Genomic DNA, 12,384 nt, shown 5'->3' on the forward strand with positions numbered 1-12,384 from the left:
CATAGTGCGCTGCGGCGCCTGCAATGAAGTTTTCGACGGTAACGCGGCCCTGCTGGAGCCGCCCGTGCCGCCAGCGGCGCCCATCCCGGCGCCGCCGCCCGCCCCCGCTCCTGTTCCCGCCCCGTTATCGGCTGCGGTCCCGTTCGACGCCGCCATGGCCGCGCTCGACACGCATGCCGCGGCGGCCTTGCAGCCGGCGACGGAAGATGCCAGCGTCACGCTGGAACTTGATACGGCAGAATCGGCGGATACGGCCGAATTAGCGAATACAGCCGAATTAGCGGATGCCGCCGACGCGGCAGATACGTCCGGAACGGCCGATGGCGCCGATGCGTTCATCACCATCACGAGCGACGCCGCCTACGTGCAGCCAGCCACGGCCTACGCGCAAGCCGGCGCGCCGTTCGCCGTGCCGACGTCCCCCTCCTACGCCAGCGGCATCGACGCCACGCCCACGCTGGCGCCCATGCCGACGACGGCCGAAGACAAGCTGGAACTGGACCTGGACCTGGATCTGGACCTGGGGCCGGCCACCGGAATGCAGGATTGGGATACTGCGGCCAGCGCGCCGGCCGACGCCATCCACCTGGCCGAAGCGGCCGCCGCAAACGCCAGCACGATCCCCGACGTCGCGCCCACGCCAGCAGTGGCGGCGGAGCACGACCTCGTCGCCCCAGTGGCCGAACCTGAACGCGACGCCCCGTTCACGCTGGACGACAGCTTCCAGCTCGAACCGGACGACATGGCCGATGCCGGACCGGCGCTGGAAATCGAAGCGGATCGCCTGGCGCCGCTCAACGCGCTGGCCGATGGCCGCCGCGAACCAACCTGGGGCGAACCGGCCACGCCGCCGCCCGCCGCCATCGCATCGGCTACGGCACCGGCAGCGTTGTCCGACACCAACGCCGACGATGAGGACGAAGTGTTGGTCGACCTGTCACCCGCCGCGCGCGCGCAGGTGGAGGCCCCGCTGCCCATCACCGCCAGCCGTGGCGATGATGAACCGGCGTTCGCCGCCCACGCCGTGGCCGACGGCCTGGCCGCCGACCTGGCCAGCGCCGACACCAACACCGACACCACGCCGGATGAACCAGGCTTCGTCAAACGCCACCATCGCCGTCAGCGGCTGGGCAAGCTGTCCACCATCGTCATGAGCCTGGGCTCGGTGCTGCTGGTGGGCGCGCTGGTGGGCCAGGGCGCCACCACCTTCCGCAACCAGCTGGCGGCCAACGTGCCCCAGCTGAAGCCCGCGCTACGGTCGCTGTGCACCGCGCTGGGCTGCCAGGTGGAACTGCCGGCCCAGATCGACTATGTCACCATCGAACAGGGCGAACTGCAAACCCTGAGCGAGTCCACCTTCTCGTTCACCACCCTGCTGCGCAACCAGGGTCCGACCGCGCAAGCGTGGCCCGACATCGAACTGCGGCTCGACGACGCCAGCGACAAGGCCGTGCTGCGCCGCGTGTTCGCACCGCGCGATTACCTGGGCCCGGATGCGGACCTGGGCAAAGGCTTCGCCCCCCACTCCGAACAATCCGTCAAACTGTACTTTGAGCTCAAGCAGCTCAAGGCCTCCGGCTATCACATCGCCGTTTTCTATCCGTAAGGACCAATCATGAACCAGACCACCCTGATCTGCGGCTCGCTCGCCATCGACACCATCATGCAATTTGGCGGCCGCTTTAGCGACACGCTGCTGGCCGACCAGCTGCACAAGGTGAACGTATCGTTCCTCGTGCCCACCATGCGCACGGAATTTGGCGGCTGCTCCGGCAACATCGCCTACAACCTCAAGATGCTGGGCGGCGATCCGCGCATCGTCGGCGTGATGGGCCAGGACAGCGGCCCTTACCTGGAACGCCTGCGCCAGTTCGGCATCGCCACTGACAACATCCTGGTCAAGCAGGACGCCTACACCGCCCAGTGCTTCGTGACGGCCGACGCCGACAACAACCAGATCAATGCCTTCCACCCCGGCGCCATGTCGTTCGCGCACGAGAACCCGGTGGCCAAGGCCGGCCCGGCGCGGGTCGCCATCATCTCGCCGGATGGCCACGAGGGCATGCTCAAGCACGCCGCCGACCTGGCCGCGCTGGGCATCCCCTTCATGTTCGACCCCGGCCAGCAGCTGCCCATGTTCAGCGGCGAACAACTGATCGAATTCATCGACAAGGCCACCTACGTCTCGGCCAACGACTACGAGATCGAACTGCTGATGGACCGCACCGGCCTGACCTTGCCGGACATGGCCAGCCGCCTGGAAGCGCTGATCGTCACGCGCGGTGACAAGGGTTCGGAGATCTATACCAAAGGCCAGCGCATCGAGATTCCGGCCGTGCAGGCGGAAGCCGTGCTCGACCCGACCGGCTGCGGCGACGCCTACCGCGCCGGCCTGCTGTTCGGCATCACGCGCGGCTGGAGCTGGGAAACCACAGGCCGCCTGGCCAGCCTGCTGGGCGCCATCAAGATCGCCCGCAAAGGCGCGCAGAACCACCTGCTGACGGCCGCCGACATCGCGGACCGCTTCGAGGCGGCGTTCGGCTACCGCTACTAAGCGACTGCGGCAAGGGCCCAGGCCCATGCAAAATGCCCCGGCTGCGGCGACGCAGGCGGGGCATTTTCATTTTACGGGACTGTTTGGCCGGCGCTAGGCCGCCTCACCCAACAACAGGACAGCCACACCATCGGGCGTGAGCTTGGCCGCGCTAATTTCCAGCAACTTGCGTTTATTGGTCTGGCCATGCGTGAGCGCGATGGCGCTGCGCGGCACGGACAAGGTATCGGACAGGAAGCGGATCAACGCTTCATTGGCCTTGCCCTCGATAGGCTGGGCATGCAGCTTGATCTTGAGCGCATCATCGAGCACGCCCACCACTTCCGTCTTCTTGGCGTTGGCCTGGATCTGCACCGCCAGCCGCACGCCGCCTGGCAGTGGCGAACACCAGGTACGGCTCATCGGACCGCGAACAGCATGCCCAGCACCAGCTGCGCGATCTGCAGCAGGATGATGGCCACCAGCAGCGACAGGTCGAGGCTGCCCACCAGCGGCACCACGCGGCGGATGGGGCGCAGCAGCGGGTCATTCAGGGCCCGCACGAACGGCGCCAGCGGCGCATGGGGATTGATCCAGCTGAAGATGGCTTCCACCACCAGCAGCGCCATGAAACCGTACAAAATCCATTCGAGGAAGCGCTGCAAGGCGGCCAGCAGCACGGCCGGCGCGCTCCAACCGGCCAGGAACAGCACCGACGTGGCCAGCAGCACGATCAGGAAGGCGCCGATCAGGCTGGCCCAATCGTAACCGCCCACGCCGGGCACGATGCGGCGCAGCGGGCGCACCAGCCAGTCGGACAGTTGAAAGGTGAATTGCGCCACGGACGATGGCGGCCGAACACGGATCGCTTGCATCCAGAAACGTAACAGCAAGGCGCCACCCAACAACGTGGCGGCGGCATCGACGATCAACTTGATAATACTAAGCACGGATTCCCTCCAAAAAAAAACCGCTGTGTGATTGTCTCACACAGCGGTCGCTTGCCTTAACAGGCATCCACGCTTTTTCTTAGGAAGGGCGGGTGCTGGTAGGGAAAGGCCATGCGGCGGCTGGCGCCACCACCGTTTTCACGGCAGGTGCGGCAGGTGCGGCAGGTGCTGCCGGAGTGGCGGCTGGCTTGGCGGCAGCTTTAGGCGCGGCGGCTTTCTTCGGCGCGGCCTTCTTGGCGGCTGGCTTGGCTGCTGCTGGCGCGGCGGCTGCCGGTGCGGCTGCTGGCGCGGCGGCCGGTGCTGCGGCGGCCGGTGCTGCCGGTGCTGCTGCGGCGGCTACTGGCTTGGCGGCTGGCTTGGCGGCGGCTTTTTTCGCTACAGGCTTGGCGGCTGGTTTGGCCGCAGCCTTAACTGGCTTTTTTGCTGCTGGCTTAGCCGCGGCCTTTGCAGCCGGTTTGGCTGCCGCTTTTACCGCTGGTTTTTTGGCGACAGCTTTTTTGGCTGCTGGCTTGGCTGCTGCTTTAGCGGCTGGCTTGGCGGCTGCTTTGGCGGCTGGCTTGGCAGCGGCTTTCGCGGCTGGCTTGGCGGCGGCTTTCTTGGCGGCCGGTTTGGCGGCGGCTTTCTTCGCTACCGGCTTGGCGGCTGCCTTGGCGGCTGGCTTGGCGGCGGCTTTCTTGGCGGCTGGCTTGGCGGCAGCTTTTTTCGCTGCTGGCTTGGCTGCCACTTTGGCTTTGGCTGCTGGCTTGGCTGCTGCTTTCGCTTTCACGGCTGGCTTGGCGGCGGCTTTCTTGGCGGCTGGCTTGGCGGCCACTTTGGCCTTGGCTGCTGGCTTGGCCGCTGCTTTGGCTTTCACTGCCGGCTTGGCTGCTGCTTTTGCTGCTGGCTTGGCGGCCGCTTTTTTCACGGCTGGCTTGGCGGCGGCTTTGGCGACTGGCTTGGCGGCGGCTTTTTTCGCCACTGGCTTGGCTGCTGCTTTGGCTTTCACCGCTGGCTTGGCGGCGGCTTTCTTCACGGCTGGCTTGGCAGCGGCTTTAGCGGCTGGCTTGGCGGCGGCTTTGGCGGCTGGTTTGGCGGCGGCTTTGGCTACTGGTTTAGCGGCGGCTTTTTTCACTGCAGGTTTAGCGGCGGCTTTGGCGGCTGGCTTGGCAGCGGCTTTGGCTGCGACTGCCGGCTTCTTGGCCGCAGGAGCAGCCTTGGCGGCTGGTTTCTTTACTTCGGATTTCTTAGCGGCTGTTGCCATTTTTGTTCTCCTTCATCTGGGATGGGAAAAATTCACGCACAAGATTAAAACCCGTCCGGCCCCGGATTGGGCCAGGCGAATTATTCATCGGCGCAAACTACGGTTTGCGCTAATGAATTCGGCACCAGCTGAACTGCTGCAAATCCTCACGATTGCAGCGCTTCAGCCATCGACACAGCACACCGCCCATCAACGGTCGGCGCCTGCGTCCAAATCTTGTTGCGACATCTTCGGTGTGTCGGGCGTATGCTCAGCACCGTTAACCTCCGTCGCAGCCACAACACGTTTTATTTTTCAAAGAAAAAACCGCCCAACCTGAACTCAATCAGGCAAGGCGGTCGAAAAAAAACGGTGTGGTCTTGTGCATATCCGTGCGAATCTGTGTCCCATTTTTTCGATCTTCGGCGGCATCGTCGCGGCATCGCGCGGCTTCTTCTTCCACGCTTTCGCTAGCACGCCTTTTCAATCTCGTAAAGTACACGAAAACCTTGTCGGTGCGCAACAGGCGCGCAAGGATTTCGCCAGCTTTTTTTACAGGATAGGCGCCACAACTCGCATGCGCTTGCCAATTCGCAGTCGCCGCGCGCGGCGGCGGTACGCACGCATGACGCTTCGGTGGCCACAAAGGTCCGCACGCGGGCGCGACTCACAACTCATCGACTTCAAACCAACCCTTATGCCAATTGGGTGTCTGCGTTTTCGACTGCGCCGGTCGGAATTGACGGCGCGCGCTGTGGCGCTTCGACTGCGCGCGAAGCTGGTGCTTCACACTGTTTTTAAATTCGTCGCGATTATGAGACACAGTTCGGCGCTTGGCAAGGACAATGCGGCAGCGGTGCGCGCGAGCGCGCGCATGCGGGGTGCGGCGCAACTCAACGTCGCGCCACCGCTTGCAGTCGCGCGCCCATTTTTGGCCGGCCGGAAAACGGCGCCGGAAAGAAAAAGGCCAGACGAAAAATTCGTCTGGCCTTGTCGATCACCATCGCCGCACGCGGCGATGGTGACAGCGTGGGAAAAGCTTAATCCCAGTTCAGCGCGCCGCCGGTCTGGTATTCGGTGACGCGGGTCTCGAAGAAGTTGCGCTCCTTCTTCAGGTCGATCATCTCGCTCATCCAAGGGAACGGATTCTCTTCCTGGTCGAACAGCTGCTCCAGGCCGATCTGCTGCGCGCGGCGGTTGGCGATGAAGCGCAGGTAGCCCTTGAACATGGGGGCGTTCAGACCCAGCACGCCGCGTGGCATGGTGTCTTCCGCGTAGGCGTATTCCAGGTCCACGGCCTTCAGGAACAGGTTCTTGATCTCTTCCTTGAAAGCCGGGGTCCACAGCAGCGGATTTTCCATCTTGATGGTGTTGATCAGGTCGATGCCGAAGTTGCAGTGCATGGACTCGTCGCGCAGGATGTACTGGTACTGCTCGGCGGCGCCCATCATCTTGTTCTGGCGGCCCAGCGCCAGGATCTGGGTGAAGCCGACGTAGAAGAACAGGCCTTCCATCAGGCAGGCGAACACGATCAGCGACTTGAGCAGGACCTGGTCGCTTTCCACGGTGCCGGTGGTGAACGCGGGGTCGGTCAGGTTGTTGATGAACGGGATCAGGAATTCATCCTTGTCGCGGATCGACTTGATCTCGTTGTAGGCGTTGAAGATCTCGCCCTCGTCCAGGCCCAGCGACTCGACGATGTACTGGTAGGCGTGGGTGTGGATGGCTTCCTCGAACGCCTGGCGCAGCAGGTACTGGCGGCACTCGGGGGCCGTGATGTGGCGGTAGGTGCCCAGCACGATGTTGTTGGCGGCCAGCGAGTCGGCCGTGACAAAAAAGCCCAGGTTGCGCTTGACCAGGCGGCGCTCGTCTTCCGTCAGGCCGTTGGGGTTCTTCCACAGCTCGATATCGCGCTGCATGTTCACTTCCTGCGGCATCCAGTGGTTGGCGCAACCGGCCAGGTACTTGTCCCAGGCCCATTTGTATTTGAACGGAACCAGCTGGTTGACGTCCGTTTTGCCGTTGATGATGCGTTTATCGTCGGCGTTCACGCGCAGCGCCACTTGCTCGGCGCTCGCTTCGCCGTTCAGCACGGCTTGGTTGACTGCTTGCGGTACCGCCGGAGCGGCTTCTTCGTCCCAGGACAGCGACATGGTGTGTTCCTTCTGAATTCGATATAAACAGAACCGCCCGGCGGGCCGGGACGGTTCACTCTTGATTAGTATGCGCTTATTGGCAGGCTTCGCATTCCTCGAAACCGTCGTCGCCCGGACGCAGGTAGCAGGCGGCGCCGTCGGCCACCGGCGCGGCCGCCGCTGCTGGCGCGGCCGCAGCCATAGCGCTGGCCGACATGCCGCCGTCCACCGCCACCGCATTCAGGGCGCCGGTCTTGGAGGTCGACTTCTCCATGTGGGTGGCGGCGATGGTGCGCAGGTAGTAGGTGGTCTTCAGGCCACGCAGCCAGGCCAGCTTGTAGGTCTCGTCCAGCTTCTTGCCCGAGGCGCCGGCCATGTAGATGTTCAGCGACTGGGCCTGGTCGATCCACTTCTGGCGACGCGAGGCCGCTTCCACCAGCCAGCTTGGCGACACTTCGAACGCGGTTGCATAAATGTCACGCAAGTCTTGCGGGATGCGGTCGATCTTGGTCAGCGAGCCGTCGAAGTACTTCAGGTCGGCGATCATGACCTCATCCCACAGGTCGCGCGCCTTCAGGTCGCGCACCAGATAGGCGTTGATCTCGGTGAACTCGCCCGACAGGTTGGACTTCACGTACAGGTTCTGGAAGGTCGGTTCGATGCAGGCCGACACGCCGATGATGTTGGAAATGGTGGCCGTCGGGGCGATCGCCACGCAGTTCGAGTTACGCATGCCGAACTGCTTGATGCGGGCGCGCACCGGGGCCCAGTCCATGGCGGCCGAACCATCCACTTCCAGATAGCCGCCGCGCTCCTCGGCCAGCAGCTTGACGGAATCCTGCGGCAGGATGCCGCGATCCCACAGCGAACCCTTGTACGAGGCGTAGTGGCCGCGTTCCTCGGCCAGCTCGGTCGAGGCCAGGTAGGCGTAGTAGCACACCGCTTCCATCGAGGTGTCGGCGAACTGCACCGCTTCCATCGACGAGTAAGGCACACGCATCATGTGCAGGCAGTCCTGGAAGCCCATCACGCCCAGGCCGACCGGACGGTGGCGCATATTGGCGTTGCGGGCCTTGTCGACGGCGTAGTAGTTGATATCGATCACGTTATCGAGCATGCGCATGGCCGTGCGGATGGTCTTTTGCAGCTTGACGTGGTCGAGCTTGCCCTCTTTCATGTGGGCCGGCATGTTGACCGAACCCAGGTTGCAGACCGCGATCTCGTCCGGACCGGTGTTCAGGGTGATCTCCGTGCACAGGTTGGAGCTGTGCACCACGCCCACGTGCGACTGCGGCGAACGGATGTTGCATGGGTCCTTGAAAGTGATCCATGGGTGGCCCGTTTCGAACAGCATGGACAGCATCTTGCGCCACAGGTCCAGCGCCGCGATCTTCTTGCAGACGCGGATTTCGCCGGCGGCCGCCTTGGCTTCGTAGCCCAGGTAGGCTTGCTCGAAGGCCTTGCCCACCTTGTCGTGCAGGTCGGGGCAGTCGGATGGCGAGAACAGGGTCCAGTCGCCCTTTTCCATCACGCGCTTCATGAACAGGTCGGGAATCCAGTTGGCCGTGTTCATGTCGTGGGTGCGGCGGCGGTCGTCGCCCGTGTTCTTGCGCAGGTCGAGGAATTCCTCGATGTCCATGTGCCAGGTTTCCAGGTAGGCGCACACGGCGCCCTTGCGCTTGCCGCCCTGGTTCACGGCCACGGCCGTGTCGTTGACCACTTTCAGGAACGGCACCACGCCTTGCGATTTGCCGTTGGTGCCCTTGATGTGGGCGCCCAGCGCGCGCACCGGGGTCCAGTCGTTGCCCAGGCCGCCGGCGAACTTGGCCAGCAGCGCGTTTTCCTTGATGGCGTCGTAGATGCCTTCCAGGTCGTCCGACACGGTGGTCAGGTAGCACGACGACAGTTGCGAACGCAGCGTGCCCGAGTTGAACAGGGTCGGCGTGGAGCTCATGAAGTCGAACGACGACAGCAGGTGGTAGAACTCGATGGCGCGCGCTTCGCGGTCCTGCTCGTTCAGGGCCAGGCCCATCGCCACGCGCATGTAGAACGCCTGCGGCATTTCGATGCGCACATCGCGCACGTGCAGGAAGTAACGGTCATACAGGGTTTGCAGGCCGATGTAGCCGAACTGCAGGTCGCGGTCGGCCACCAGGGCCTTGGCCAGGCGGGCCAGGTCGAACTCGGCCAGTTTCGGGTCCAGCAGCTCGGCGGCGATACCCTTGGCCACATATTGGGGAAAGTAGCTGACGTAGGCGGCGGCGGCGCCGGCTTGCGCCACTTCCTGGCCGAACACTTCCTTGCGGATGGTGTGCAGCAGGATGCGGGCCGTCACTTGCGAGTAGGCCGGGTCTTTTTCCATCAGCGCGCGGGCGGCCAGGATGGCGGACTTGTGCAGCTCTTCGACGGGCACGCCGTCGTACAGGTTCTTGACGGTTTCGGCCAGGATGGCGTCCGCGTCCACATGCTTTTCCAGGCCGATGCAGGCAGCGTTGATCAGGCCGGAGACCTGGTCCATGTCCAGCAGGCGGCGCGCGCCGTTTTCCGTCACGTGGATCTGGGGCGCGGCCACCTTGGAGGCGCCGGCGGCCTCTTTCTGCAGGCGGCGCTCTTCCATGTGCTTGGCGCGGTACAGCACGTAGGCGCGGGCCACGTCATGTTCGCCCGAACGCATCAACGACAATTCCACCTGATCCTGCACATCCTCGATGTGGAAGGTGCCGCCGGACGGCTGGCGGCGCACCAGCGCGGCCACCACGGCGGCCGTCAGCTGTTCCACCAGGTCGCGGATGCGGGCCGAAGCGGCGCCCTGGCCGCCATTGACGGCCAGGAAGGCCTTGGTCATGGCGATGGCGATCTTGGACGGCTCGAACGCGACCACGGCGCCGTTACGGCGGATGATGCGGTAGTCGCCCAACGCCGCCGCTGCCGTGGCCTGGCCGCCAGCGATACCCGCGGTCGCTGCTGGCACCAGCGCAGGTTGGATGGAAGTGTCTTGAGTAGATTGCATTTAAGCTCCCCGATAACAGCGTGCAGTCGTAGCTGCGCGGCGTATGTTGTATAAAAAAGGCCAAAATGAAGCGGCCAGCCTGATCCTACGGCTGGTGTTACAGCGACAAAAAGGGTGAATAAGGGTTCCTGATGCTGGTGGACCGAGGCCGATACCGCTTGGAACCTGGAACATGAGATACCACTACATTTAGTGAATCGGCTTATTCGATACACTGATTGTAGTGGTCAGCATGGGGCAAGACAAGTGGAAATTTTTTATTTCAGATCAATTTTTCGGTTGACTTTCCGGAACGCCTACAGGGAAGCGCAGTTGCCGGTAAGCAGGTACTAACCGCCCCTCCCCCGCTGCCTTTTCCTTCAGCAGACGGCCCCAGATTTCGATATACCTTTGCCAACTAAACAACGGTCCGGGGTCGGTCTTGCGGCCCGGCGCGATGTGTTCGTGGCCTTGCACATCGGTCAAGGGATAGCGTTCCTGCAGCGCCAGCGTCAACGCCGCCAGCGCCTCGTACTGGGCCGTTTCGAACGGCACCGTGTCGGTCCCCTCCAGCTCGATCCCGATCGAAAAATCGTTGCAGGCGGTCCGCCCCTGGAACGCCGACTTGCCCGCGTGCCAGGCCCGTGCGTCGCCGGCCACGTACTGGATCACGCGGCCGTCGCGCCGCACCAGGAAGTGGCTCGACACCTTCAAACCGCGCAGGTCCGCGAACGCGGGATCGGCATTATAGTCTACCCGGCCGGTAAACAAGTCGGACACGTGGGGCGTGCCGAATTGGCCCGCCGGCAGGCTGATGTTGTGGACCACCAGCAGCGTGACGGCGGCACCGTCCGGGCGCGCGTCCGCATGGGGCGAGTCGTAGCGCAGCACGTCGTGGCACCAGCCGTCCGCGCCCACGTCGAAGCGGGCCGCCATCACGCCTCCGGTTCCTGGATGTTGAGCTTTTGCATCTGGTAGCGCAGCTGGCGGAAGCTGATGCCCAGCAGCTGGGCCGCCTGGGTGCGGTTGTACTGGGTCTGGGCCAGCGCCCGCTGGATGATGTCGCGCTCGATCTGATTCAGGTATTCAGGCAGATTCGCCGGCAGCGCATCAAGGTGCGGCAGCGCCATGGCCGCGCCGGCCGCCGCGCCCCCCGCGCTGAATGGCACGCCTGGGACGCCTGGCGTGCCCGCGGTGGGCACGGGCGTGGGCACGGGCGTGGGCAAGTGCATGGATGGCTGCGGCGGCTGCGACGCCGGCCCGGCCGCCGCCATGAACTGCCCGCCCGCCCCGTCCACGCCGAACGCGGCCGCCTCGCTGGCCGCCAGTTGCCGGGCGAAGCCGGGCGCGGGCGACGGCAATGGCACCACGGCCTCCACCATCTTCGCCCCCTTCAAGGCCAGGTCGCCCACTTCGATCACGCCATCGTCGGCAAAGGCCAGCGCCCGTTCCAGGATGTTCTCCAGTTCCCGCACATTGCCGGGGAAGCTGTAGCCGCGCAGCACCTCCAGCACGCCCGGCCCCAGCACCACCTTGTGCTCGAACGTCCCCAGCCGCTCCAGGATGGCGTCCGTCAACGGCTCCAGGTCGTCGAGCCGTTCGCGCAGCGGCGGCAGACACAGCTCGATCACATTCAGGCGATAAAACAAGTCTTGCCGGAAGCTGCCCTGCTCCACGCACTGAGCCAGGTTCTTGTGGGTGGCGCTGATGATGCGCACGTCCACCGGCTCCTCGGCCGTGGCGCCGATCTTGCGCACCCGCCGCTCCTGGATCGCGCGCAGCAGCTTGACCTGCATGGCCAGCGGCAGGTCGGCCACCTCGTCGAGCATCAGGGTGCCGCCGTTGGCCGCCTGGAAGAAGCCATCGCGCTCGTCGGCCGCGCCCGTGAACGCGCCCTTGCGGTAGCCGAAGAACTCGGCCTCCATCAGCGCCTCGGGGATGGCGCCGCAGTTGACGGCCACGAACGGCTTACCGGCGCGCGAACTCTGGGCGTGGATCTCGCGCGCGGCCAGTTCCTTGCCGCTGCCCGATTCGCCCGTGATGGCGATCGGCGCCATCGAACGGGCCAGGCGGGCGATCTGGGCCCGCAGCGCCTGGATCACGGCCGAACTGCCTTTCAGGCGGCTGGCTGGCTGGCCGGCGCTGGCCACCTGGCCGGCGGCCGGTACGGTCAAGCGCAGGGCCGACTGCACCATGATGCGCAGCTGGTCCAGCGCCACCGGCTTGGAGACGTAATCGAAGGCGCCGGCCTTGAGCGCCACCACGGCGTTGTCCGCGCTGCCGAAGGCGGTGACGACGGCGATCGGCGTATTCTTATAGGCGGCGCACACTTCGCGCACCAGTTCCAGCCCCAGCCCGTCGGGCAGGCGCATGTCGGTCAGCACCAGCGCGTATTCCGGGCCGGCCAGGCAGGCGCGCGCCTCGGCCAGCGTGGCGGCGCTGTCCACGTCCAGGCCCATCTTGAGCAGGGTGATTTCCAGCAGCTCGCGCAGATCGGCTTCATCATCGACGACCAGCACACGGGGAACACTCATGAAACTGCCTTTCAAATGAGGCGA

Annotated in this window: 11 protein-coding genes; 4 read left to right on the forward strand and 7 right to left on the reverse strand. The window is 64.6% G+C overall.

From position 1 onward, the window contains the following. Nucleotides 1–4 precede the first annotated feature (4 nt). The gene (locus H3H39_RS13875; protein ID WP_446033171.1) at nucleotides 5–1,606 is read left to right on the forward strand and encodes a DUF3426 domain-containing protein; all 1,602 of its coding nucleotides are present in this window, start codon (nucleotides 5–7) and stop codon (nucleotides 1,604–1,606) included. A 9-nt stretch (nucleotides 1,607–1,615) separates the two neighbouring features. Further along, complete coding sequence (locus H3H39_RS13880) at nucleotides 1,616–2,554, forward strand: carbohydrate kinase family protein (protein ID WP_182153974.1); 939 nt, start codon at nucleotides 1,616–1,618, stop codon at nucleotides 2,552–2,554. 93 nt (nucleotides 2,555–2,647) lie between these two features. Here the strand turns inward: H3H39_RS13880 and H3H39_RS13885 are convergent, their stop codons facing one another. The 3 genes from H3H39_RS13885 to H3H39_RS13895 form a co-directional block, all read right to left on the reverse strand. Continuing rightward, nucleotides 2,648–2,956 carry a DUF167 domain-containing protein gene (locus tag H3H39_RS13885; RefSeq protein WP_182153975.1) on the reverse strand — a complete coding sequence of 103 codons (309 nt, stop codon included), beginning with the start codon at nucleotides 2,954–2,956 and terminating at the stop codon, nucleotides 2,648–2,650. Beyond that, the gene (locus H3H39_RS13890; RefSeq protein WP_311196919.1) at nucleotides 2,953–3,483 is read right to left on the reverse strand and encodes a YggT family protein; all 531 of its coding nucleotides are present in this window, start codon (nucleotides 3,481–3,483) and stop codon (nucleotides 2,953–2,955) included. Before H3H39_RS13890 ends, H3H39_RS13885 begins: the two co-directional genes overlap by 4 nt. A 79-nt stretch (nucleotides 3,484–3,562) precedes the next feature. Beyond that, a complete protein-coding gene (locus H3H39_RS13895) occupies nucleotides 3,563–4,441 on the reverse strand; it encodes a hypothetical protein (protein WP_182153976.1) in 879 nt (292 codons plus the stop codon). Here H3H39_RS13895 and H3H39_RS13900 point away from each other — a divergent pair. Both H3H39_RS13900 and H3H39_RS13905 read left to right on the forward strand, forming a co-directional pair. Further along, nucleotides 4,419–5,042: a hypothetical protein gene (locus H3H39_RS13900; RefSeq protein ID WP_182153977.1), complete on the forward strand. Its 624-nt coding sequence runs from the start codon at nucleotides 4,419–4,421 to the stop codon at nucleotides 5,040–5,042. The two genes, H3H39_RS13895 and H3H39_RS13900, sit on opposite strands and share 23 nt — an antisense overlap. Before the next feature lie 42 nt (nucleotides 5,043–5,084). Continuing rightward, nucleotides 5,085–5,783 carry a hypothetical protein gene (locus H3H39_RS13905; RefSeq protein ID WP_182153978.1) on the forward strand — a complete coding sequence of 233 codons (699 nt, stop codon included), beginning with the start codon at nucleotides 5,085–5,087 and terminating at the stop codon, nucleotides 5,781–5,783. Here H3H39_RS13905 and H3H39_RS13910 read toward each other — a convergent pair. The 4 genes from H3H39_RS13910 to H3H39_RS13925 all read right to left on the reverse strand — a co-directional run bounded on the left by H3H39_RS13910 (nucleotide 5,743) and on the right by H3H39_RS13925 (nucleotide 12,360). Continuing rightward, a complete protein-coding gene (locus H3H39_RS13910) occupies nucleotides 5,743–6,855 on the reverse strand; it encodes a ribonucleotide-diphosphate reductase subunit beta (protein ID WP_182153979.1) in 1,113 nt (370 codons plus the stop codon). The two genes, H3H39_RS13905 and H3H39_RS13910, sit on opposite strands and share 41 nt — an antisense overlap. Before the next feature lie 76 nt (nucleotides 6,856–6,931). Continuing rightward, nucleotides 6,932–9,847 carry a ribonucleoside-diphosphate reductase subunit alpha gene (locus H3H39_RS13915; RefSeq protein ID WP_182153980.1) on the reverse strand — a complete coding sequence of 972 codons (2,916 nt, stop codon included), beginning with the start codon at nucleotides 9,845–9,847 and terminating at the stop codon, nucleotides 6,932–6,934. 267 nt (nucleotides 9,848–10,114) lie between these two features. Then, nucleotides 10,115–10,762 (reverse strand): 1,6-anhydro-N-acetylmuramyl-L-alanine amidase AmpD, encoded by a 648-nt coding sequence (gene ampD / locus H3H39_RS13920; RefSeq protein WP_182153981.1) that lies wholly within the window; start codon nucleotides 10,760–10,762, stop codon nucleotides 10,115–10,117. Beyond that, complete coding sequence (locus H3H39_RS13925) at nucleotides 10,762–12,360, reverse strand: sigma-54-dependent transcriptional regulator (RefSeq protein WP_182153982.1); 1,599 nt, start codon at nucleotides 12,358–12,360, stop codon at nucleotides 10,762–10,764. Before H3H39_RS13925 ends, ampD begins: the two co-directional genes overlap by 1 nt. Nucleotides 12,361–12,384: the final 24 nt, after the last annotated feature.

This window comes from Rugamonas apoptosis, assembly GCF_014042355.1.
Classification (GTDB): Bacteria; Pseudomonadota; Gammaproteobacteria; order Burkholderiales; family Burkholderiaceae_D; genus Rugamonas; species Rugamonas apoptosis.

Excerpts from the sequence above, each read along its gene's own strand:
- H3H39_RS13885 (WP_182153975.1), bottom strand. The coding sequence starts at position 2,956 with ATGAGCCGTACCTGGTGTTCGCCACTGCCAGGCGGCGTGCGGCTGGCG.
- H3H39_RS13925 (WP_182153982.1), bottom strand. The coding sequence starts at position 12,360 with ATGAGTGTTCCCCGTGTGCTGGTCGTCGATGATGAAGCCGATCTGCGC.
- H3H39_RS13880 (WP_182153974.1), top strand. The coding sequence starts at position 1,616 with ATGAACCAGACCACCCTGATCTGCGGCTCGCTCGCCATCGACACCATC.
- ampD (WP_182153981.1), bottom strand. The coding sequence starts at position 10,762 with ATGGCGGCCCGCTTCGACGTGGGCGCGGACGGCTGGTGCCACGACGTG.
- H3H39_RS13910 (WP_182153979.1), bottom strand. The coding sequence starts at position 6,855 with ATGTCGCTGTCCTGGGACGAAGAAGCCGCTCCGGCGGTACCGCAAGCA.
- H3H39_RS13915 (WP_182153980.1), bottom strand. The coding sequence starts at position 9,847 with ATGCAATCTACTCAAGACACTTCCATCCAACCTGCGCTGGTGCCAGCA.